The organism is Telluria sp. AZSoR62, from assembly GCF_058111565.1.
In genome coordinates this window covers 180,908-202,958 of record NZ_JBYTST010000003.1, presented here as the reverse complement: position 1 = coordinate 202,958, position 22,051 = coordinate 180,908, and the positions used below count along the sequence as shown (strand labels likewise).

General features: G+C 68.8%; 14 protein-coding genes. 12 read left to right on the top strand and 2 right to left on the bottom strand.

Going from position 1 to position 22,051, the window contains the following annotated elements; genetic code table 11:
* Positions 1-7: 7 nt before the first annotated feature.
* The 7 genes from AC3XQU_RS06815 (at position 8) to pulA (ending at position 9,981) form a co-directional block, all read left to right on the top strand.
* Positions 8-460: a chemotaxis protein CheW gene (locus AC3XQU_RS06815; protein ID WP_489873386.1), complete on the top strand. Its 453-nt coding sequence runs from the start codon at positions 8-10 to the stop codon at positions 458-460.
* Entirely contained in the window at positions 457-1,683 is a 1,227-nt protein-coding gene (locus tag AC3XQU_RS06810) for a CheR family methyltransferase (RefSeq protein ID WP_489873385.1), read from the top strand. The genes AC3XQU_RS06815 and AC3XQU_RS06810 overlap by 4 nt, the downstream gene beginning before the upstream one ends.
* The gene (locus AC3XQU_RS06805; RefSeq protein WP_489873384.1) at positions 1,680-2,249 is read left to right on the top strand and encodes a chemotaxis protein CheW; all 570 of its coding nucleotides are present in this window, start codon (positions 1,680-1,682) and stop codon (positions 2,247-2,249) included. The genes AC3XQU_RS06810 and AC3XQU_RS06805 overlap by 4 nt, the downstream gene beginning before the upstream one ends.
* Entirely contained in the window at positions 2,246-4,528 is a 2,283-nt protein-coding gene (locus AC3XQU_RS06800) for a hybrid sensor histidine kinase/response regulator (RefSeq protein ID WP_489873383.1), read from the top strand. Before AC3XQU_RS06805 ends, AC3XQU_RS06800 begins: the two co-directional genes overlap by 4 nt.
* The gene (cheB, locus tag AC3XQU_RS06795) at positions 4,525-5,538 is read left to right on the top strand and encodes a chemotaxis-specific protein-glutamate methyltransferase CheB (protein ID WP_489873382.1); all 1,014 of its coding nucleotides are present in this window, start codon (positions 4,525-4,527) and stop codon (positions 5,536-5,538) included. Before AC3XQU_RS06800 ends, cheB begins: the two co-directional genes overlap by 4 nt.
* Before the next feature lie 68 nt (positions 5,539-5,606).
* Positions 5,607-6,596, top strand: coding sequence for a GGDEF domain-containing response regulator (locus AC3XQU_RS06790; RefSeq protein ID WP_489873381.1), 990 nt, complete (start codon positions 5,607-5,609; stop codon positions 6,594-6,596).
* Positions 6,597-6,882: 286 nt separating this feature from the next.
* Positions 6,883-9,981 carry a pullulanase-type alpha-1,6-glucosidase gene (gene pulA, locus AC3XQU_RS06785; RefSeq protein ID WP_489873380.1) on the top strand — a complete coding sequence of 1,033 codons (3,099 nt, stop codon included), beginning with the start codon at positions 6,883-6,885 and terminating at the stop codon, positions 9,979-9,981.
* A gap of 96 nt (positions 9,982-10,077) precedes the next feature.
* Here pulA and AC3XQU_RS06780 read toward each other — a convergent pair whose 3' ends face one another.
* Together AC3XQU_RS06780 and AC3XQU_RS06775 are read right to left on the bottom strand one after the other, a co-directional pair.
* A complete protein-coding gene (locus AC3XQU_RS06780) occupies positions 10,078-10,317 on the bottom strand; it encodes a hypothetical protein (RefSeq protein WP_489873379.1) in 240 nt (79 codons plus the stop codon).
* A gap of 140 nt (positions 10,318-10,457) precedes the next feature.
* Entirely contained in the window at positions 10,458-11,354 is an 897-nt protein-coding gene (locus AC3XQU_RS06775; RefSeq protein ID WP_489873378.1) for an MBL fold metallo-hydrolase, read from the bottom strand.
* 233 nt (positions 11,355-11,587) lie between these two features.
* Between AC3XQU_RS06775 and AC3XQU_RS06770 the strand changes: the two genes are divergently transcribed.
* From AC3XQU_RS06770 to AC3XQU_RS06750, 5 genes are all read left to right on the top strand, one after another.
* Positions 11,588-13,207, top strand: a complete 1,620-nt coding sequence (locus AC3XQU_RS06770) for a GAF and HD-GYP domain-containing protein (protein ID WP_489873377.1) — start codon at positions 11,588-11,590, stop codon at positions 13,205-13,207.
* Positions 13,208-13,219: 12 nt separating this feature from the next.
* Positions 13,220-15,487, top strand: coding sequence for a CHASE2 domain-containing protein (locus AC3XQU_RS06765; RefSeq protein ID WP_489873376.1), 2,268 nt, complete (start codon positions 13,220-13,222; stop codon positions 15,485-15,487).
* Between the two features lie 212 nt (positions 15,488-15,699).
* Complete coding sequence (locus tag AC3XQU_RS06760; protein ID WP_489873375.1) at positions 15,700-17,304, top strand: ShlB/FhaC/HecB family hemolysin secretion/activation protein; 1,605 nt, start codon at positions 15,700-15,702, stop codon at positions 17,302-17,304.
* Between the two features lie 8 nt (positions 17,305-17,312).
* Positions 17,313-21,305, top strand: a complete 3,993-nt coding sequence (locus AC3XQU_RS06755) for a two-partner secretion domain-containing protein (RefSeq protein ID WP_489873374.1) — start codon at positions 17,313-17,315, stop codon at positions 21,303-21,305.
* On the top strand, positions 21,271-22,035 hold the full coding sequence (locus AC3XQU_RS06750; protein WP_489873373.1) for a FecR family protein: 765 nt from the start codon (positions 21,271-21,273) through the stop codon (positions 22,033-22,035). The genes AC3XQU_RS06755 and AC3XQU_RS06750 overlap by 35 nt, the downstream gene beginning before the upstream one ends.
* Positions 22,036-22,051 lie beyond the last annotated feature (16 nt).

The following is a 22,051-nucleotide window of genomic DNA, read 5'->3' as shown; positions in this document are numbered from 1 at the left end:
TACGGCGATGAAAGTGCTGGTCTTTCACATCGGCGCCCAGCGCTACGGCCTGCACCTGGCGTGCATTCGCCGGGTGCTGCCGGCCGCGGCGCTCAGGGAGCTGCCGCTGGCGCCGCCCTGCGTGGCCGGCCTGCTCGACCTGCACGGCGAGCCGCTACCCGTGATCGACCTGGACCGGCTGGCCGGCATCGCCCCATCGCCGGCGCACTACGATACCCGCATCGTGGTGGCCGACTATGCCGCGCACGACGGCAGCCTGCGGCCCCTCGGCCTGCTCGCCGCGCGCGTCCAGGGCGTGGTCCAGATCGCGCCCGGCGGGCTGCTCGATGCCGGGGTGCGCGGCGCGCCCTTCCTGGGCCAGGTCGCTTCGACGGACGGCGCCATGCTGCAGCTGGTCGACGTCGACGCCCTGCTCACGCCTGAAGTGCGGACCCTGCTGTATCCCGAGGCGCAGGCGTGAGCGCGCGCCGCCTGCTGCACCAGGCCACCGGCTTGAACATCACCCAGGCCGATGCCGAACGCGCGGTGCGCGAACGGATGGCCAGGCTGGGCCTGGCCGACCGCGACGCCTACCTGGACGCCTTGCCCGCGGGCGAACTCGAGGCGCTGACCGAGCTGGTGGTGGTGCCCGAGTCCTGGCTGTTCCGCGACGCCGGCGCCTTCCGCGCGGCGACCGATTTCGTGCAGCGTGCGCTGGCGCTGCAGCCCGCGCGCACCCTGCGCATCCTGTCGCTGCCCTGCGCCGGCGGCGAAGAGCCGTATTCGATGGCGATGGCGCTCGACATGGCGGGCGTGGCGCCGGCATCGGTACGGATCGACGCGGTCGACCTGTCGCATGCGTCGATCGGGCGCGCCATCGGCGGCTACTACACGCGCAACGCCTTCCGCGGCGCCGACCTGGCCTTCCGCGACCGCTACTTCAGGGCCGAGGACGACGGCTACCGCCTGTGCGACGCGATCCGCGCCAGGGTCGGCTTCAGGCAGGGCAACCTGTTTGCGCCGGACCCGGCCTTGAGCGCGGGATGCTACGACCTGGTATTTTGCCGCAACCTGCTGATCTACTTCGACGATCCTGCCGCGCACGCGGCGGCGCAGGTCCTGCACCGCCTGCTGGCCGACGACGGCCTGCTGTTCGCCGGCTATGCCGAAGTGCCGGCCTTGTGCCGCCACGGCTTCACGGCGCTGCGCCTGCCCGGCGCCTTCGCGCTCGAGAAAAGCGCGGCCCAGGCGGCGCTGCCGCTGCCCGCCCTGCGGCGCGCCCGGGCGGTGCGGCCAGTCGCCGCCCCGGCCCCGGCCCCGGCCCTGATCCGTAACGCGCCGCTGCGCGCCCGGCCCGTGCCCGCCCCGGCGGTGGTGTCCGACGCGCTGGCCCAGGCGCGGCAGCTGGCCGATGCCGGCGAGCATGCGGCGGCGGCGCAGCTCTGCCACGGCTTCCTGGCAGCCAACCCGGCCTCGGCCGACGCCTATTTCCTGCTCGGCCTGGTCAGCCAGTGCGCGGGGCAGCTGCAGCTCGCCGCCGACCATTGGCGCCGCTGCGTCTACCTGCAGCCGGACCACTACGAGGCGCTGTGCCACTTGAGCCTGCTGGCGCGGCGCGCCGGCGACGCGCGCGGCGCCGACGCCTACCAGGAGCGCGCCGCGCGTGTCTTCGGTCGCAGCCCGGCCGGACGGAGGAGCGCATGAGCTTGCCTGAACACGCGGCGCGCAACATCCTCGAACGCGCGATCGACGACGGCTACCGCGCCGACTGGGCGGAGCGCCTGCGCCAGCCGCCCGTCGAGGTGGAAGCGCCGGATGCCTCGGCACTGGTGTTCCGGGTCGGCGCCGAGTGGCTCGCGGTGGCGGCGTCGATGGTGGAATCGGTCGCCCCCGTGGCCCCGGTGCACCGGGTGCCGCACCGCAGCGGCGGGGCGCTGCTGGGTGTCGTGAACGTGGGCGGGCGCCTGCTGCCGGCGCTGTCGCTGGCAAGCATGCTGGGCATCGACGAGGGCAGGGACGTCGCGGTCAGTGGCCGCCATGTGTTCGCCCGGCTGCTGGTGCTGGACTGCACGGGCCAGCCGTGTGCCTTGCCGGTGGCCGAACTCAAGGGACTGGTGCGCTATGCCAGCGCCCACCTGGCGGCGCCGGCCGCCACCATCGACCAGGGCCTGGGGCGGCGGCTGGCGGGCGTGCTGGCGCACGACGGCCTGTTGGTGGGCGTGCTCGACCCGGACCTGCTGGCCGGTCATTGCGTGGAATTGCTGCGATGAGCCACGAATCCGGGGACCTGAGCCAGTTTTCCCTGCTCGACCTGTTCCGGATGGAGGCCGACGGCCAGGTGCGCCACCTGACCCAGGGCTTGCTGCGCCTGGAGAGTGGTGGCGACGGCGGCGCCGAGGTGCTCGATGGCCTGATGCGGGCGGCGCACTCGATCAAGGGTGCGGCCGCCATCGTCGGACTGCAGGTGGTGGTCGAGCTCGCGCATGCAATGGAAGACGCCTTCACCGCGGCCCAGGCGGGCGCGCTGGCGCTGCAGCCGGCCGCCATCGACGTGCTGCTGGGCGGGGTGGACCTGGTCGCGCAGGTCGCGGCCCTGGGCGAGGCTGGACTGGACGACTGGGTGCAGGCACACCGGCCCGCCATCGATGCGGCCGTGACGGCCATGCGCGGCCTGGGCGCGCCGGCCGACAAGCCCCAGGCCGTGCATGTCCCGCGCGAACCGCTGCGCGTCCAGGCGGAGCCCGAACAGGTCCCGCCGGCGGCTGCGCCGCCAGCGGCCGCTCCCACACCCGATCCGGCGCCGGCGGCGCCGGCCGCCTCGGCTAGAGCCGCCGGCGCGGCCGCCGACGCCTTGCTGGCGCAGGCCAGCCAGGCACGCGTCAACGCCCACAGGCTGGCCGGCTTGAACGCAGGGCTGCAGCGTTTCAAGCGCCAGCAGGCCGCCATGCTGGCCGCGCTGGCGCAGCTGCACGAAGCCGTCGCCGCCCGCGGCGACCCCGCGCTGGCCGAGCAGTCGGCGCTGGTCCTGGCCCGCGCCGAGCCGCTCAAGCTGCTGCTGCAGCAGCACATGGCCGACGCCGAAACCCATGAGCGCGGCGCGACCCAGGTCGCCACGCGCATGGTGGACCAGGTGCTGGCGCTGCGCATGGGTCCGTTCAGCGACGGGGTGCACGCCTTCCCGCGCATGGTGCGCGACCTGGCGCGCAAGCTCGGCAAGGAGGTGCAGCTGGTCATCGAGGGCGGCGCGATACCGGTCGACCGCGCGATCCTGGCGCGCATCGAGAATCCGCTCAACCACCTGCTGCGCAATGCGCTCGACCACGGCATGGAAAGCCCGGAAGAGCGCGCCGCGGCGGGCAAGCCGGCGCAGGGCACGATCCGCCTGGCGGCGCGCCATCGCGGCGGCATGCTGGTGATCGAGGTCAGCGACGACGGCCGCGGCATCGATCCCGAGCGGGTACGCGGCGCCGTGGTCGAGCGCGGGCTGGGCAGCGCGGCCATGGCGGCGGCGCTGTCGCCGGCCGAGCTGATGGAATTCCTGTTCCTGCCCGGTTTCAGCCTGAAACCGGACGTGACCGATATTTCCGGGCGCGGCGTCGGCCTCGACGTGGTCCAGCAGGTGGTGCGCGAGCATCACGGCAGCGTGCGCGTCGCCAGCCAGCCGGGCCAAGGCATGCGCACCGCGATCACGCTGCCGCTGACGCAGTCGATCGTGCGCGCGCTGGTGGTGCTGGTGGCGGGCGAGGCCTACGCCATCCCGATCGCCAAGGTGCAGCAGGTGCTGCGGGTGGCGCAGGACGCCATGCACACGCTGGAAGACAAGCAGTTCTTCGAGCTGGGCGGCGTGCATTACGGGCTGGTGGCCGCGGCCCAGGTGCTGGAACTGGGCCAGGCGCCGCCGGCGGCCGAGCTGTCGGTGGTGGTGCTGGGCGAAGGCGCCGCACGCTACGCGCTGGTGGTCGACGCCATCGCCGGCGAACAAAGCCTGACCGTGCAGGCGCTCGACCCGGTATTCGGCAAGCTGCGCAACGTGGCGGCCGGCGCGCTGCTCGACGACGGCGCACCGGTGCTGGTGCTGGACGTGGCCGACCTGCTGGTGTCGATCGACCGGCTGCTCCATGCCGGCGGCCTGCAGCAGCTGCCGCGCCAGGGCCAGGGTGCGGTGCGGGCGGCGCGCCATGTGCTGGTAGTGGACGACTCGCTGACGGTGCGCGAAATGGAGCGCCAGCTGCTGGCCGCGCGCGGCTACCGCGTCGATACCGCGGTCGACGGCATGGACGGCTGGAACATGGCGCGTGCCGGCGACTACGATCTGCTGATAACCGACATCGACATGCCGCGCATGGACGGCATCGAGCTGGTCGCTCTGGTGCGCCAGGATTCGCGCCTGCGCAAGCTGCCGGTGATGATCGTGTCGTACAAGGACCGCCCGGAAGACCGCGCGCGCGGGATGGAGGCGGGCGCCGACTACTACCTTGCCAAGGGCAGCTTCCATGACGCGACCTTGCTCGACGCCGTGTTCGACCTGATCGGACCGGCCGCGCCATGAGGATCGGCATTGCCAACGACGTCGTTCTGGCAGCGGAAGCCCTGCGCCGCGTCGTCACGGCCGGGGCCGGGCACGACGTCGCATGGATCGCGCGCACCGGCGTGGACGCGGTGCGCCTGTGCGCCGAGGACCGCCCGGACCTGGTCTTGATGGACCTGAACATGCCGGGCCTGGACGGGGTCGAGGCCACCCGGCGCATCATGCTTGCCTCGCCCTGCGCGGTGCTGGTAGTCACCGGCCATCCCAAGGACAACGTCGGCCAGGTGTTCCGCGCGCTCGGCGCGGGAGCGCTCGACGTCACCGCCACCCCGGTGCTGGCCGGCGACGGGAGCGGCGCGGCCGAACTGCTGGCCAAGATCAAGACCATCGGCAAGCTGATCCGCTTCGACCGGACCGTCCCGGCCGCGGCCCCCGGCAACGGCCGTCCGCACGCGCCGGCGGGGCAGGTGCGGCACCTGCTGGCCATCGGCGCCTCGACCGGCGGCCCGGTGGCGATCGCCGCCATCCTGGCCGGGTGGCAGGCGCCGCCCGACACGGCCATCGTGGTGGTGCAGCACATCGACGCCAGCTTTGCCGGGCATTTCGCGCGCTGGCTCGACGACCAGCTCGGCATGCCGGTGCGGGTGGTCGCGGAAAACGATAGCTTGCAGGGCGGGGTGGTGCAGATTGCGCAGAGCAACGATCACCTGACGCTCAGCGCCAGCCAGCGCTTCCATTACCGCGCCGAGCCCGTCGATGATCCCTACCGGCCGTCGGTGGACGTATTGTTCGGCTGCGTGGCCTCGCACTGGGCGGGAACGGCCACCGGCGTGCTGCTGACCGGGATGGGACGCGACGGCGCCGCCGGCCTGCTGGCGATGCGCCAGGCCGGACACGCCACCATTGCCCAGGACCAGGCCAGCAGTGCCGTGTACGGCATGCCACGCGCGGCAGCGGAAATCGGCGCTGCTGTAAATATTTTGCCTCTCGGAAAAATCAACGCTGCGATTCGCGATAGAATTCGCGCTTGACTGCAGGGTCCATTGTCACGGATTCTCACTTTTTTATTGCCAAGTTTATTATGTCTGAAGCCATTTCCATGGACTTCCACCAGCAAGACGCGCCACGCCATCGCGTCCGGGTCTTGCTGGTGGACGACCAGCTCATCATCGTCGAAGCGATCCGGCGCATGCTCGTCGCCGAGCCCGACATCGAATTCCACTTCGTGACCGATGCCGCCAGGGCCGTCGCGGCCGCAGCCGTGCTGCGGCCGACCGTGATCCTGCAGGACCTGGTCATGCCCGGGTCCGACGGCTTCGACGTGATCCGCCAGTACCGCATCGAGCCGGCACTGCGTCCGGTGCCGGTGATCGTGCTGTCGGCCAAGGAAGACCCGAAGCTCAAGGCCCACGGCTTCGCCGTCGGCGCCAACGACTACCTGGTGAAGCTGCCCGATCCACTGGAGCTGCTGGCGCGCATCCGCTACCACTCCGCCGCGTATATCAGCCGCCTCGAACGCGACGAGGCCTTCCGTTTCCTGCGCGAGAGCCAGCAGAAACTGGCCGACGCCAACCTGCAGTTGCAGAAGCTGGCGGCGCTGGACGGCCTGACCGGCATCGGCAATCGCCGCGCCTTCGACGACATCCTGCAGCGCGAATGGCAACGCGGGCAGCGCACCAGGAAACCGCTGTCGATGCTGTTGTGCGACGTCGACCATTTCAAGCTCTACAACGACGAGTTCGGCCACCAGGCGGGCGACATGTGCCTGAAGAAGGTGGCCGCCGTGCTGACCGAGCAGCTCAAGCGTCCGGCCGACCTGGCCGCGCGCTACGGCGGCGAGGAGTTCGCCATCGTCCTGCCCGAGACCGAGCTCGACGGTGCCATGAAGCTGGCCGAAGCCTGCCGCGCCCGCCTGGCAGGGCTGGCGCTCGAGCATCCCTGCACCGAGGCGGGCGTGGTGACGATCTCGGTCGGCGTCGCTTCGCTCGTGCCGGCTTCGGAGCACTCGGCGGAAGACCTGATCGCCAGCGCCGACCAGGCCCTGTACGCCGCCAAGGCCGAGGGACGCAACCGGGTGCACCAGGGCTGAAGACAAGGCCGGGCCGCGTGCCTGGCTGCGCTTGCGCCTTCCATACCGCAACCTGTCCGGCGCCAAGGCAAGTTCCATCGCTGCCGTACATTCCAGCAGGCAATTCTCAAACTTCCGATACTGTTGCTATCCCGGCACAGCATGCTCCTGTGCGCTTTTTGTCTGCGTGCGCGCGCACATTGCGCAATCTTGGTAGTAATATTACATGGTGGCGCTCGCCACCGTTGCCGCCTGTAATCCTTTATCAGGGGCGACTGCCAATGACAATAAACAAAAAGGGGACAACATGCGCAACAGACGTAGTTTGACTTCACGCCTGCGCCTTACCGTGGCTGCCTGCGGAACGATGATGCTGGTGGCGGGCTTTGCCCTGCCGGTGTCCAGCGCCAGCGCCCAGGCGGTGAGCGCCAGCGCCGTGGCGCCGGTCGCGCCCGGCACGATCCGGGTGCACTTCCGCCGCGTGCAGAACGATACCAGCCAGTGGGGCGTGTACTCGTGGGACGGCCCGGCCAACCCGAGCTCGGCCTGGATCACCGACCGCTTCATGTTTAATCAGACAGACGCCTTCGGTGGCTACGTCGACATCCCCTTGGCGGCCGGCAAGACCGCGCTGTGGTTCCTCGTCACCGACGGCAACGGCACCAAGAACTGCGGCGCCGACCAGGGCGCGCCGCTCAATCCGGACGTGGCGACCCGCGGCCACGAGATCTGGCTGCTCGAGGGCGACTGCACGGTGTACACCGCGCCGCCCGCGGTCAGCTACGGCAACCTGGCCAACGCCAGCGCGCACTGGCTGGCGGCAAGAACCATCGCCTGGCCGGGCGTGCCTGCGGCCGGCAGCTACAAGCTGTACTACGCCGCCAACGGCGGGCTGGGCTCGAATTCGTCCGGCGTGACGGGAGCGGACGGCAGCATGGCGCTCACGCCCGCGGCCTTGCCCGAGGCAAGCCGCGAGAAATTCCGCCACCTGGCCGGCGCCACCGGCCTGGCGCTGTCCAGCGCCGACGCCGCCAGGCTCCCTGGCCTGGCCAGCGCGCAGTTCGCGGTGGCGCAGTTCGACACGAGCGGCCAGCTGGTGCAGGTCACCTCGCTGCAAAACGCCGGCATGCTCGACGAGGTGTTCGCCGAACGCGCCGCCAACGCGAAGCTGGGCGTGAGCTTCGACGCGAACGGCAAGCCGACCTTCCGCCTGTGGGCGCCGACCGCGAAATCGGTGGCGCTGGACGTCTACCCTGACGCCAATGCCCCGCGCGCCACCCAGGTGCCGATGCGCTTCGACGCCGCCACCGGCATCTGGAGCTATACCGCGCCCGACGGCGCCTGGACCAACCGCGCCTACTACACCTATACCGTCAAGGTGCTCTCGCGCTGGGCCAACAATACCCTGGTGACCAATACCGTCACCGATCCGTATTCGGTAAGCCTGAACGCCAACAGCGGCCGCTCCTTCGTGGCCGCGCTCGACAGCCCGGCGCTCAAGCCGCGCGGCTGGGATCACCACCAGCTGCCCAAGCTCGCCCATGCATCCGATATCTCGCTCTACGAGCTGCACGTGCGCGACTTCAGCGTCGGCGACGACTCGGTGGCCGCCGCCAACCGCGGCAAATACCTGGCCTTCACCGAGCGCGATTCGCGCGGCATGCGCCACCTGAAGTCGCTGGAAAAGGCCGGCCTGACCCATGTGCACCTGCTGCCGGCCTTCGATTTTGCCAGCGTCAACGAGGCCGGCTGCACCACGCCGGTCATTCCGGCGGCGGCGCCGGACTCCAGCGAGCAACAGGCGGCCATCGACGCGGTGCGCGACGCCGACTGCTTCAACTGGGGCTACGACCCTGTGCACTACAACGCGCCGGAAGGCAGCTACGCCTCCAACGCCAACGACGGCGCGGCGCGCATCCGCGAGTTCCGCGCCATGGTGCAGGGCCTGCACGAAACCGGGCTGCGGGTGACGATGGACGTGGTCTACAACCACACCAGCTCCTCCCAGCAGGGACCCTTGTCGGTACTGGACAAGATCGTGCCGGCGTATTACTACCGCCTGGGCGCCAACGGCGGCAACCTGAACGACAGCTGCTGCGCCGATACCGCCGCCGAACACACGATGATGGGCAAGCTCATGGTCGATTCGGTGTCGCTGTGGGCGTCGGAATACAAGGTCGACAGCTTCCGCTTCGACATCATGTCGTTTGCGCCGCTGGACGTGATGAAGGACCTGCAGGCACGCGTGAACCGCGCCGCCGGCCGCGAGATCTACCTGTATGGCGAAGGCTGGAACTTCGGCGCGGTGGCCAACGACCAGCGCTTCGTGACGGCGCGCCAGGCCAACCTGTTCGGCACCGGCATCGGCTCGTTCAACGACCGCCTGCGCGACACGGTGCGTGGCGGCGGCTGCTGCGACGGCGGCGACGACCTGATCAAGCAGCAGGGCTTCATCAACGGCGTGTGGTACGACCCGAACGCCATGGCCAACCAGTCGCGCGACGATGCGCTGCGCCTGGCCGACCTGGTGCGGGTGGGCCTGTCGGGCACCCTGCGCGACTATCGCTTCGTCGATCGTTTCGGTTCGCTGCGCAGCAATGCGGACATCGATTATTTCGGCCAGCGCGCCGGCTACACCGCCAGCCCTCGCGAAACCATCAACTACGTCGAAAAGCACGACAACCAGACCCTGTTCGACATCAACGCCTTCCGCCTGCCGCAATCGACGTCGCCGGCGGACCGGGTGCGGGTGCAGAACCTGGGCGCGGCCATCGTGCTGCTGTCGCAGGGCATCCCGTTCATCCATGCGGGACAGGAACTGCTGCGCTCCAAGTCGCTGGACCGCGACAGCTATAACGCCGGCGACTGGTTCAACCGCCTGGACTACAGCTACGAGTCGAACAACTTCGGCGTCGGCCTGCCATCGAGCGACAAGAACCGCGACAACTGGGGCCTGATGGCGCCGGTGCTGAACAACCCGCTGATCAAGCCGGATACGCAGGCGATCCTGTCGGCCAAGGCCGCCTTCGAGGAACTGCTGGCGATCCGCACCGACAGCAGCCTGTTCCGCCTGCGCACGGCGAAAGACGTGATCGAGCGCCTGAAGTTCCACAACACGGGGCCCGACCAGGTGCCGGGGCTGGTGGTGATGCGCATCGACGGCGACTCGCCTTCGCGCTATCCGGATGCGCGCTACCGCAGCGTGGTGGTGCTGTTCAACGTGGACAAGGAAGCGAAGACCATCGCCATCCCGGCGCTGAAAGGGCTGGGGCTCAAGCTGCACAAGCTGCAGCGCAAGTCCGATGACCCGGTGGTGAAGACGTCCAGCTACCAGGACGCGAGCGGCAGCTTCACCATCCCGGCGCGTACCACGGCGGTCTTCGTGGAAGGCGGCCCGGGCGACTGAGGCGGTCATCCGTGAAACAAAGGCCGGCAGCGCATGGTGCGTTGCCGGCCTTTTTGCCGTACGGCGAGCGGCGCCGGCCAGCTACCGGCGCGGCCTCTAGATGCCAGTGGGGGTGGGCTGTCCCGAGTTCACGTTGCGCTGGTTCTCGAGATCGTCCTTGTTGACGGTGCCGACATTGGTAGCGCTCACGCCCTGGCCCTTCTTGCGCGGGATGATGGTCCCGGTCGGCACATAGGTTTCTTCGTGGGCCAGCTTGTGACCGCCCTCGGCCGGCGTGGACTCACAGCCAGCAAGCAGGGCACAGGCAGCAGCAGCGGCCGCGATGACAGGTTTCATGTTGGTCTAACTCCTGTAAATGGACTGGTATCGTGTATCGATCGTCAATCGACGAACAATAGCAGGAACGATTGTAATCGTGATTTACAGGGAAATCGTCACTCAACTGTAATCAGCCAGCACCAGGTTCCAGGCGCCGTTCACAGCGCCACTTCCAGCCCTTCGTAGGCCAGGTGCACCTGCAGGCTGCCCAGGCGGTCGCGGTGGCGCGCCATCACGGCCGCGAACACGGCCTCGAGGTCGTCGTCGCTGCGGGTGGGCTCGTGGTGGGTGCAATACAGGGCGCGCGCGCCGACCCGCAGCGCCATGTCGATGGCGGCATCGAAGGTGCCGTGGCCCCAGCCGGCACGGGCCGGGTATTCCTCGCGCGTGTACGAGCAGTCGACGATCAAGGCGTCGACCCCGGCCATGGCGGCGTCGATTGCGCGCTCGCGCTCGTGCAGGTGCTTTTCGTAGGCATCGAAGGCGGGGTCGCCCGGCGGGTAGGGATTGTGCCAGGGTTCATGGTCGCCGGTGAAGAACAGCGCGCGGCCGCGGCAAGCGATGCGGTAGCCCAGGTTGGTCACCGGGTGGTTCATCACCACGTTGCCGACCGTGGCGTCGCCCACCTCGATCGGCACCCCGATGTCCAGGGTGCGGTAGTCGATGGTGGCGTCCATCTGGGTTTCGCTCACTGGAAAATAGCTGTTCTGGAGCTGCACGCCCATCACGTGCTCGATCCCCCGGTTGGTCACCGTGTCGTAGGCGCCATGCAGGCGCACCCGGCTGCCCTTGATGAACAGCGGCGTGAAGAAGGGCAGGCCGTGGATGTGGTCCCAGTGGCTGTGGGTGATGAAGATGTTGGCGCTGATGGGCGCACGCTGCGGCTGGGCCAGCAGGTGCTGGGCCAGGGGGAACAGCCCGGTACCGCCATCGAGGATGAGCAAGGTGCCGTCGTCCGTGCGCACTTCGATGCAGGTGGTATTTCCGCCATAGCGCGCCGTGCGTGGACCCGGGGACGGTATCGAACCGCGCACTCCCCAAAAGCGGAATTTCATCTCTACTCCCAGCCAAACGTTTGTTATTTTTTAACGAGCGTCGACAATGATAGCGAGTTTATGTGGCAAATAGTCCAAATCTCGCGATTTTTCCCATCGGTTGGCGATGTGTTGCCACAGGGCATATACAGGCGGGCGTAACAAAGCTACACTTCCTGAAATTCCTATGCAGCAAAAAGGCTGTTCCACGCGCATCCGGCGCGTACGCAAGCTTCCGTTCCCGAGCGACCACCATGCAAGAGCTGAATCCGTCACAAATCGCGCAACGCCTGCACCAGCTCACGGAAGTGAGCGTCGCGCTCGGTGACATGCACGGCACCCCTGCGCTGCTCGACCGCATCCTGCGCGTGGCCAAGGGCATGACCGACGCCGACGGCGGCACCCTGTACCGCCCGAGCGAAGACCGGCAGAGCCTGTGCTTCCATATCTCGATCAACGACAGCCTGGGCATCCACCAGGGCGGCGTCAGCGGCCAGCCGATCGACATCGCGCCGGTGCCGCTGTTCGACGAAGAGGGCGAAAAGAACCTGGCCTCGGTCGCGGCGTATGCGGCCAACTGCAACCAGTCGGTCAATATCGACGACGTGTACCGGGCCGATGCCTTCAATTTTTCCGGCATGCGCAGTTTCGATGCGACCTTCGGCTACCACTCGCAGTCCTTCCTGACGGTGCCGATGACCGACCACGAAGGCGAGCTGGTGGGCGTGCTCCAGCTGATCAACGCCAAGGACCCGGAGACGGGCGCGATCCGCGCCTTCACCCAGACCGACCAGCGCTTCATCGAGGCGCTCGCGGCCCAGGCGGCGTCGGCGCTGACCAAGCAGCTGCTGATCCAGCAGCTCGAGAACCTGCTCGAATCCCTGGTCAACCTGATCAACATCGGCATCGACGAAAAATCTCCCTACACCGGCCGCCACTGCCAGTTCGTGCCCGAGCTGACCATGCTGCTGGCCGAGGCGGTGCACCAGACTTCCGAAGGGCCGCTGGCGGCCTTCCGCATGACCGATGCCGACCGCAAGGAGCTGTGGCTGGCCGGCCTGCTGCACGACTGCGGCAAGATCACCACGCCGGTGCACATCGTCGACAAGGCCACCAAGCTCGAGACCATCTTCGACCGCATCCACCTGGTCGACACCCGCTTCGAGGTGCTGCTGCGCGACTGCGAGATCCGCGCCCTGCGCGAACGATGCCAGCCGGGCGCCGACCACGCTGCAATCGAAGCGCGCTGCCAGCAGGAGCAGGCGGACATCCGCGCCGACCGCGACTTCCTGCGCCATGCCAACCTGGGCGGCGAGGGCATGTCCGAGCACGACCAGGCGCGGGTGCGCCGCATCGCCGCGATCCGCTGGACCGGCCCGGACGGCCAGGAACAGGACTTCCTGAGCGAGAACGAGATCCTCAACCTGACGGTGCGCTTCGGCACCCTGACCGAGGCCGAGCGCAAGGTCATCAACAACCACATCGACGTCTCGGTGCGCATGCTCGAGTCGCTGCCCTGGCCCAAGCACCTGAAGAACGTGCCGGAATACGCGGGCGGCCACCACGAGCGCATGGACGGCAAGGGCTATCCGCGCGGCCTGACGCGCGACCAGATGTCGGTGCAGGCCCGCATCATGGCCATCGCCGACATCTTCGAGGCGCTGACCGCGGCCGACCGCCCCTACAAGAAGGGCAAGCTGCTGTCCGAGTCGCTCGCCATCCTCGGCAAGTTCGCGCTTAACGGCCACATCGACCCGGACCTGTTCGACATTTTTGTGCGCAACAAGGTGTACATGGAGTTCGCGCGCAAGAACATGGACGCGCACCAGATCGACGCCGTGGACGAGTCGGCCATTCCCGGCTACCGGCCGTAAGCCGCGGCGGCCATGAAACGCTTCCGGCAGCTGCTGTCGCGCTACGGCGCGCGCTGGGCGCTCGGCCTGCTGCTCACGCTGGCCGCCGTGCTGTACCCGCTCGACTTCTGGACCAGTCACACCATCGCGCGCCAGGACACCATCATCTCCGACCTGCGCATGCGCCTCGAACCCTTCGAGCTCGACCCGGCCATCGTCATCGTCGACATCGACAGCAAGAGCCTGGACGAGGTCGGGCGCTTCCCCTGGAGCCGCAACGTGCTGGCCAGGCTGGTCGGCCAGCTCACCACCCACTACCAAGTGGGCGCGGTCGGCTTCGACGTGTCCTTCCCCGAGCCCGATACCAGTTCCGGCTACGAGGTGCTGGCGCGCCTGGCGGCGCGCGAACTGAAGGACGTGCCGGGCCTGCAGCGCCAGCTCGGCATGCTCGAAGCCTCGCTCGACTACGACGGCATGTTCGCCGGCGCGCTGCGGGGCCAGCCGGTGGTGCTGGGTTATAACATCTCGGACAGCCAGGCCAAGGGCCTCTTGCCCGAACCGGCCTTTACCACGGACTTCCTGAATGGCCGCGAAGGCCATGCCTATACCGCCAAGGGCTACGAAGCCAATATCGCGCGCCTGCAGCAGGCCGCCGCCGGCGCCGGCATCTTCACCGCCGTGACCGATGCCGACGGCATCGTGCGCTCCTCGCCGGTGCTGTTTCGCATCAAGGATGGCTACTACCCGTCGCTGTCGCTGGCGACGCTGGCCGCTTTCCTGGACACCGGCTCGATCAAGCCGGTGCTCAGCGGGACGGTCGATACCCTGAGCGAGAACGAGCGCCAGGCCTCGGCCTTCGACACCCTGCAAATGTTCACGAAAAAAGCCGGGCGGGTGGTGTTCCCGGTGGGCGAGGCAATGATCTCGACGGTGCAGTTCCGCGGCCGCGGCGGGCCCGAGGGCGGCGCCTTCCGCTACGTGTCGGCGGCCGACGTGCTGGCGGGCCGGGTCGACAAGGACGTCCTGGCCGGCACCATCGTCCTGGTCGGCACCACCGCGCCCGGCCTGCAGGACTTGCGGGCCACGCCGGTCAATGCCGAATACCCGGGCGTCGAGATCCACGCCAACATGATCAAGTCGATGCTCGACGGCCGCTTCAAGACGCGCCACTGGTCGGCCCAGGCGGTCGAGGCCATCCAGCTGCTGGTGGTGGGCCTGGTGTTGAGCGTGGCGCTGGCGGTGCTGACCCCAGGCTGGTCGGTGCTGCTGGCGGCAGCGGCCTTTGCCGCCTGCGGCGCCTTCAACTACTACATGTACAGCCAGCACGACGCCATCCTGAACGTATTCACCTGCCTGTTGCTGGTCGCGACCCTGTTCGTGCTGAACCTCGGCTGGGGATACTTTTTCGAGATCCGCAAGGGCAGGGCGCTGGTCTCGCGCTTCGGCGAATACGTGGCGCCCGAGCTGGTGCGACAAATGGCCGACGACCCGCATGCCTACAATATGGATGGCGAGAGCCGCGAGCTGACCGTGATGTTCGTCGACGTGCGCGGCTTCACCACCATCTCCGAGGGCCTGGAGCCGAAGGCCCTGCGCGAATACATCAACCTGTACCTGACGGCGATGTCCGAGGACATCCGCTCCAGCCACCAGGGCACGCTCGACAAATACATCGGCGACGCCGTGATGGCTTTCTGGGGCGCGCCGGTGGCCTTTACGGACCATGCCAGCCGCGCGGTGGCGACCGCGCTCCTGATGCAGCAGAGCGCGGCGCGCTTGGATGCGGACTTCCGCGCGCGCGGCTGGCCATCCTTGGCCATCGGGATCGGCGTGAACAGCGGCGTCATGCACGTGGGCGACATGGGCTCGAACATCCGGCGCGCCTACACCGTCATGGGCGACGCCGTGAACCTGGGCGCGCGCCTGGAAGGCATCACCAAGGTCTATGGCGTGGGCATCGCGGTGGGCGCCGCCACCCGCCTGGGCGCGCCGGAATTCATTTACCGCGAGCTCGACCTGGTGCGGGTAAAAGGCAAGACCGAGCCGGTCGCGGTCTACGAGCCGCTCGGCAAGCCGGACGCGCTCCCGCCCGGGACGCTGGACGAGTTGGCCGCGTGGGATGCAGCCCTTGGGCTGGTGCGCAGCCGGCAGTGGGATGGCGCGCAGGCCGCGCTCGAGCGCCTGGCGGCCAGCCGGCCGGACACCGCCCTGTACCGGCTCTACCTGGAGCGCATCGATCACTTGCGCGCTGATGCGCCCGGCCGTGACTGGGACGGCGTGACCAACTTCGACAGCAAGTAGGGCGCGGCGGGCGGCGGAGTGTGTTGTCCGCACAACGCCGGGTTTGCGCTTTCCCCGGTCCGGTCAAGGAAATTGCTTACTTTGATGCAATTTTTCTCCATTGCAACAAAAACATCGGTAGACTCCAACACTGCAGAGCTGTGGCCCTGGGCCCGCTCATCGCCAGATCAGAAGACAACCTTATAAAAACAATCATTTGTAAAGCAAATCTAATGAAGCAACGCTATGCACGCCTGTTGCTCGGTTCCGTGCTTGCCCTGGCCGCGAGCGCGGCCTGGGCCCAAGAGCCGGCACCGGCGCCGGACGACATCGTCCGTTTCGAGATCAGCCGCTTCGAGGTCAGCGGCAATACGCTGCTGCCTGCTGCGCAAGTCGAGCGCGCCGTCGCGCCTTTCACCGGCGCGGGCCGCGACTTCGGCGACGTCCAGCGTGCGCTGGAAGCGCTCGAAGCCCTGTACCACGAGCGCGGCTACAAGGTGGTGACGGTGCAGCTGCCCGAGCAGGAACTCAACGGCGGCGTGGTGCGCCTGGTGGTGGTGCAGCCAACCATCGGCCGGCTCAGGATCGAGGGCAACCGCCACGCCAGCGTGGAGAACATCCGGCGCAGCCTGCCGTCGCTGCGCGAAGGCGCGACGCCCAACCTGGAGCAGGTTTCCAACAACCTGAAACTGGCCAACGAAAACCCGGCAAAGAAGATCAAATTGAGCCTGGAGAGCGGGCAGGTCGAGGACACCGTGGATGCGCGCGTGGACGTGCTCGACGAGCGTCCCTGGACCGTCATGGCGAACTTCGACAACACGGGCACGAAGGACACCGGCAAGACCCACGCCGGCCTGGTGCTGCAGCACGCGAACCTCTGGGGGCGCGACCACGTCGGCAGCCTGCAGTACACCACCACGGTGGAAGAGCCTTCGCAGGTCGCGGTCTGGGGCGCCGGCTACCACGTGCCGCTGTATGCGCAAGGAGCCGCGCTCGACCTGTACGCCAGCTATTCGGACGTCGACTCCGGCCTGGTGACGGCCGGCCTGTTCGACCTGGCCGTCAGCGGCCGCGGCGCCGTCTACGGCGCGCGCTACAGCAAGGTCCTGGCCAAGCGCCTGCTGGCCGGCCGCGAGCTGGAAGGGCGCATCGTCTACGGCGTCGAAGTCAAGGCCTACAAGAACAGCGTCGTGTTCTTCAACCAGGACTTCGGCAACGACGTCACCGTACGCCCGATCAGCATCGGCTACCAGGGCCGCGTGGCGCTGGACAACGGCGAAGCCAATTTCAGCGCGACCCTGCTGCGCAACGTCTCGGGCGGCTCGCGCGGGGACCAGGCGGCCTTCACGGCCGCGCGCGCAGGCGCCAAGGATGGCTACAGCGCGCTGCGCTTTGCCGGCGCCTGGGCCCGTGCCGTGGGCGGCAGCGACTGGCAGACCCGCCTGCTGGCCAATGGCCAGTACACGCCGGACGCGCTGGTGCCGGGCGAGCAGTTCGGCGCCGGCGGCTCGACCAGCGTGCGCGGCTTCGACGAGCGCGAACTGTCGCTCGATTCAGGCCTGGGCCTGAACCTGGAACTGTACACCCCGAATCTGTGCAGCGGCGGCGGCTGGCAATGCCGCCTGCTGGCCTTCCACGACGCCGCCTGGGGCCGGCGCAATCATGCGCTGCCGGGCGAACTGCGCAGCACCGGCATCGCCAGCATGGGCCTGGGCCTGCGCGTCGCGCTGGGCAGCGCCGTCAGCCTGCAGGCCGATTACGGCAGGGTAGCGAAAGAGGGCGCCTTGAACGGCGCCGGCAAGGGCAAGCTGCACGTACGCGTCGGCCTGGCCTACTAGGAGAACACATGAGCAAGATGAGAAACGGATTGATCAGGCTGAGCCAGGCGGCGCTGTGCGTGGCCGGCTGCTTCGCCGCCGTGCAGGCCGCACCAACGCTGCCGCAGGTGGTGGCAGGCCAGGCCAGCTTCTCCCAGAATGGCAACGTGTATTCGATCACGAATACGCCCGGCACGATCATCAACTGGCAGAGCTTCTCGGTGAACGCAGGCGAGATCACGCGCTTCATGCAGCAAAGCGGCGACAGCGCGGTGCTCAACCGCATCCTGGGCCAGGACCCCAGCCGCATCCTCGGCGCGCTGCAATCGAACGGCAAGGTCTTCCTGATCAACCCGAACGGCGTCGTGTTCGGGCAAGGCGCGCGGGTGGACGTCAATGGCCTGGTGGCGTCGACGCTGAACCTGAGCGACGCCGACTTCCTGGCCGGTAAAAAGCATTTCACCGCCGGCCCGAACGCAGGCAGCGTGCGCAACGAAGGCGCGATCACGACGCCTTCCGGCGGCAGGGTCTTCCTGGTGGCGCCGAACGTCGAGAACACCGGCATCATCAGCACGCCGGGTGGCGAGGTGGTGCTGGCGGCCGGACGCAGCGTGCAGCTGGTCGACTCGAACAATCCCGACCTGCAGGTGGTGGTGTCGGCCCCGAACGACGGTGCGATCAATCTCGGCCAGGTCGTTGCGCAGGGCGGGCGCATCGGCATCTACGGCGCCCTGGTCAACCAGCGCGGCGTGGTCAACGCCAACAGCGCGGTGGTGGGCCAGGACGGCAGGATCGTGCTGAAGGCTAGGGGCGACACCGTCCTGGAAGCGGGCAGCGTGACCACCGCCACCGGTGCGGGCAAGGGCGGCGAGGTCCAGCTGCTGGGCGCGCGCGTCGGCCTGGCCGGCAATGCCGCGGTGGATGCCAGCGGCGCGCTGGGCGGCGGCGCGGTGCTGGTCGGCGGCGATTATCAAGGTAAGAACAGCGCCTTGCCCAATGCGCAGCAAACCTGGTTCGGCAAGGACGCCAGCATCCGCGCCGATGCGCTGGCCCATGGTGACGGCGGCAAGATCGTGCTCTGGTCCGATGGCGCGACCAGCGCCCATGGCAGCGTCTCGGCGCGCGGCGCCGGCATTGGCGCAGGCGGCCTGGTCGAAACCTCGGGCCACGACCTGGATACCAGCGGCATCAAGGTGGATGCCGGCGCAGCCGGCGGCAAGAGCGGCACCTGGCTGCTCGACCCATGGAACATCATCGTGCGCGCCGACGGCGCCGCGCCGGCCACGGCGGTCGACGTCTTCGCCAAGCCACCGGGCAGCGGCGACACCGTGGTGTCGCCGGCGACGCTGCTGGCGACCAATGCCAACATCGTCCTGCAGGCGCAGAACGACCTGACCTTCAGCGACAACCTCGCCGCGGTCGAGAGCGTGCGCGCCGAGGCGGGCAACAACCTCACCGTCAACGCGCAGGTCAGCTCGAGCGGGGGCGAACTCGATTTCCGGGCCGGCAACCGCTTCACCCTGGGCGCGGCCGGCGCGCTGGCCAGCCCGAAGTTCATCGACCTGAAGGCCGAGCGCATGACCCTGCTCGGGAACATCGGCGGCGTCGGCGGCACCCTGCCGGTCATCTCGTTCAATACCTTCAACACCACCACCGGCATCAACATCCGCGGGCTGGAAGCGGCCGGCGTGCTCACGCTCGATCCGGCGCGCCTGGGCGCATTCGGCGCCTTCGGGATCAATATCGGCAACAGCGGCCATGTGGGCGCGGTCAACATCGACGTCGCCCTGACCATGCCGGGCCACCTGCAGATCGACTCCGCCGGCATCGTCAACATCGGCGCGCCGGTAGTCCTGACCGGCAGCACCAGCCAGTTCGGCGGCACCCTGCACCCGCACCTGGGCGGCGGCGCCATCAATGTGACCGGCCCGGGCGCCGCGATCAGCGCGCCGGGCAAGGTCGCCCTCACCGGTGGCCGCATCGTCGTCGACGGCGCGCTCACCTCCGGCGCCATCGCGCTGGCCTCCGGCAGCGAAGGCATGAAGCTGGGCGGCGTGCTCGCCTCGAGCGGCTTGACGACCCTGAGTTCGACCGCCGACATCATCCAGCACGATGGCTCGGTCGTGAAGGCGGGCAGCCTGCTGGTCGACGCCGGCCACGTCGACATGAAATACGCGAACCAGGTCGGCGTGCTCGCCGGCGGCGCCAGCACCGGCAACTTCCGCTTCGGCTGGACCGGCGCCCTGCAGGTCGGCACCGTGGCCGGCGTGTCCGGCATCCAGGCCGGTTCCGAGCTGGACCTGGCCGGCGGCGCCTTCACTGCGAACGCCAACCTGCAAGCCCTGGCAATGTTCATCGACGCCGCGTCGATTTCGGGCAGCGGCACCCTGGGCGCCAATTTCGTCTCGCTGGCCTCCAGCGGCGGCATCGGCACCAATAGCGCCCCGCTGCGCACCAATGCACAGGTGCTCAGCGCCACCAACACCGCCACCGGGAATGCCCCGATCAACATCCTGAGCAGCCGCGCCGTCATCCTGCAGGATGTCGTGCAGGCGGGCGCCGCCAATACCGGCGGCATTACCATCGACAGCGCCGCCGGCCTGACCGTCGCCGAAAGCGGCGCGGAGCGGCCGGGCGTGAAGACCGGCAGCGGCGCCATCAACCTGCTGACCCAGGGCCCCCTGACGGTCCAGGGCAAGGTCAGCTCGGGCAGCGGCAACATCCGCCTCGACGCCGGCAACAGCGGCCTGCTGACCGTGAGCCAGGGCGCGCAAATCGCCTCCGCTTCGGGCAACGTCCAGGTGACGGCCGGCAGCACCGCCATCACCCCGGGCAGCATCCTCGTCGCCAGCCCGGACAAGCTGAGCGTCACCAATCCGAACGCCCCGGCCGAACCGGCGGCGCCGACCCTGCTGGCCTGTCTCGCCAACCCGGCCGCCCCGGGCTGCGGCCCGGTGCTGCAAAGCGCGACCCAGGCCTGCATCGCCAACCCGGACGGCCCGAACTGCGCCCAGGTGCTGCCTCTGCCAGCCGCCTGCCGCGCCAACCCGTCGACCAACGGCTGCGCGGTCGTGCTCGAACGCGCGGCGCTGCTGGCCTGTATCGCCGAACCATCCGGCGCCGGCTGCGCCACCGTGCTGCCTGCGCTGGAAGTGTGCGTGGCCACGCCGGGCAAGCTGGGCTGCGTCCCGGTGCTGGCGGCGCGCGCCGCCTTCGAGGCCTGCGTGGCCAACCCGGCCGGCAGCGGCTGCCAGGCCATCCTGCCGTCGCTGGCGGTGTGCAAGGCCAGCGCCGGCCTGCCGGGCTGCGCCCAGGTGCTGCAGCTGACCTTCAATGCCTGCCTGTCGAACCCAGGCGATGCGTCCTGCAGCGGCGTGCTGCCGACCGTGTCGCAATGCGTCGTGAACCGCGCCGCGCCAGGCTGCAGCGTGGTGCTGCCGACCCTGGCGCAGTGCGTCGCCAGCCCGGCGCTGGCCGGTTGCTCGGTGACGCTGCCGACCCTGAGCCAGTGCGTCGCCAATCCATCCTCGCCAGGCTGCTCGGCGACCCTGCCGACGCTGTCGCAATGCGTCGGCAATTCGTCGCTGCCAGGCTGCTCGGCGACCCTGCCGACGCTGGCCCAGTGCACCGGCAGCCCGACGCTGCAGGGCTGTACGGTGGTGCTGCCGACCCTGGCTCAATGCACGGCCTCGCCGACGCTGTCGGGTTGCGCGGCGGTGCTGCCGAGCGTCTCGGCCTGCGTGGCCAACCCGTCGCTGCCGGCCTGCCAGGTCATCAATCCGCCAGCCAGTGGCGAGACCCAGGCGCCGGTGGCGCTGGCCCAGCAAACCACGGTCAACCTGATCAACTCGCGCACCCCTGTGGCGGTGCTCGCGCCGGTCGCCTCGGCGGCAGGCAGCGGGGACGCCAAGGGCGGCGGCGAGGCCGCGGCAGACAAGACGGAACAGCAGGCCGGTCCTGCAACGGGTACCACCCCAGGAGTGAAGAATGAAAAACCAGTCGCAAAAATGTACTGTAATTAAAGCGGCGCTGTTCGCGGCGCTGTTCATGCTCGGCAGCGCGGCCTGGGCGGCGCAGGTGGCCGGTGTCGTGGCGCGCCTGAGCGGCCCCCTGATGGCGAAAAAACTCGATGGCAGCGTCAAGGTGCTGGCGCTGCGTTCGGAAATCGAAAGCGGCGACACCCTGGTGTCCGAGAAGAACACCTACGCCCAGATCAAGTTCATCGACAACAGCGAGATCACGCTGCGCCCGGGCACCACCTTCAAGGTCGAGAATTTTGCCTACGACGCCGGCAAGCCGGACGAGGACAACGCCAGCTTCAGCCTGGTCAAGGGCGGGCTGCGCTCGATCACCGGCCTGATGGGCAAGCGCAACAAGGAGAAGTTCTCGCTCAAGACGCCCAGCGCCACCATCGGCATCCGCGGCACGACCTTCGTGGCGCAGTACGTGGGAGCGGGCGGCCCCATGGACCCGCAGGGCAGATTGCCGGCCGGCGGCGCTCCCGTCCTGGCGCCCGGCCTGCACCTGCAGGTCAGCGATGGCATGATCGTGGTGACCAACCAGGGCGGTGCGCTGAATTTCGCCGCCGGCCAGTTCGGCTTCGTGTCGAACCCGACCCAGCCGCCGGTGCTCGTGCCGAACAACCCCGGCCTGAAGTTCACGCCGCCGCCGGTCTTCAACACCAGCGGGCCGAGCACACCGAACGCCACCGGCCCGGCCGACGCCAACACTGTCGACTGCATCGTGCGCTGACCGGCACGCGTGCATT

What these genes read in the sequence shown, in the direction of transcription:
- AC3XQU_RS06815 (WP_489873386.1), top strand. Translation starts at nt 8, where the DNA reads ATGAAAGTGCTGGTCTTTCACATCGGCGCCCAGCGCTACGGCCTGCAC.
- AC3XQU_RS06805 (WP_489873384.1), top strand. Translation starts at nt 1,680, where the DNA reads ATGAGCTTGCCTGAACACGCGGCGCGCAACATCCTCGAACGCGCGATC.
- AC3XQU_RS06800 (WP_489873383.1), top strand. Translation starts at nt 2,246, where the DNA reads ATGAGCCACGAATCCGGGGACCTGAGCCAGTTTTCCCTGCTCGACCTG.
- cheB (WP_489873382.1), top strand. Translation starts at nt 4,525, where the DNA reads ATGAGGATCGGCATTGCCAACGACGTCGTTCTGGCAGCGGAAGCCCTG.
- AC3XQU_RS06790 (WP_489873381.1), top strand. Translation starts at nt 5,607, where the DNA reads ATGGACTTCCACCAGCAAGACGCGCCACGCCATCGCGTCCGGGTCTTG.
- pulA (WP_489873380.1), top strand. Translation starts at nt 6,883, where the DNA reads ATGCGCAACAGACGTAGTTTGACTTCACGCCTGCGCCTTACCGTGGCT.
- AC3XQU_RS06780 (WP_489873379.1), bottom strand. Translation starts at nt 10,317, where the DNA reads ATGAAACCTGTCATCGCGGCCGCTGCTGCTGCCTGTGCCCTGCTTGCT.
- AC3XQU_RS06775 (WP_489873378.1), bottom strand. Translation starts at nt 11,354, where the DNA reads ATGAAATTCCGCTTTTGGGGAGTGCGCGGTTCGATACCGTCCCCGGGT.
- AC3XQU_RS06770 (WP_489873377.1), top strand. Translation starts at nt 11,588, where the DNA reads ATGCAAGAGCTGAATCCGTCACAAATCGCGCAACGCCTGCACCAGCTC.
- AC3XQU_RS06765 (WP_489873376.1), top strand. Translation starts at nt 13,220, where the DNA reads ATGAAACGCTTCCGGCAGCTGCTGTCGCGCTACGGCGCGCGCTGGGCG.
- AC3XQU_RS06760 (WP_489873375.1), top strand. Translation starts at nt 15,700, where the DNA reads ATGAAGCAACGCTATGCACGCCTGTTGCTCGGTTCCGTGCTTGCCCTG.
- AC3XQU_RS06755 (WP_489873374.1), top strand. Translation starts at nt 17,313, where the DNA reads ATGAGCAAGATGAGAAACGGATTGATCAGGCTGAGCCAGGCGGCGCTG.
- AC3XQU_RS06750 (WP_489873373.1), top strand. Translation starts at nt 21,271, where the DNA reads ATGAAAAACCAGTCGCAAAAATGTACTGTAATTAAAGCGGCGCTGTTC.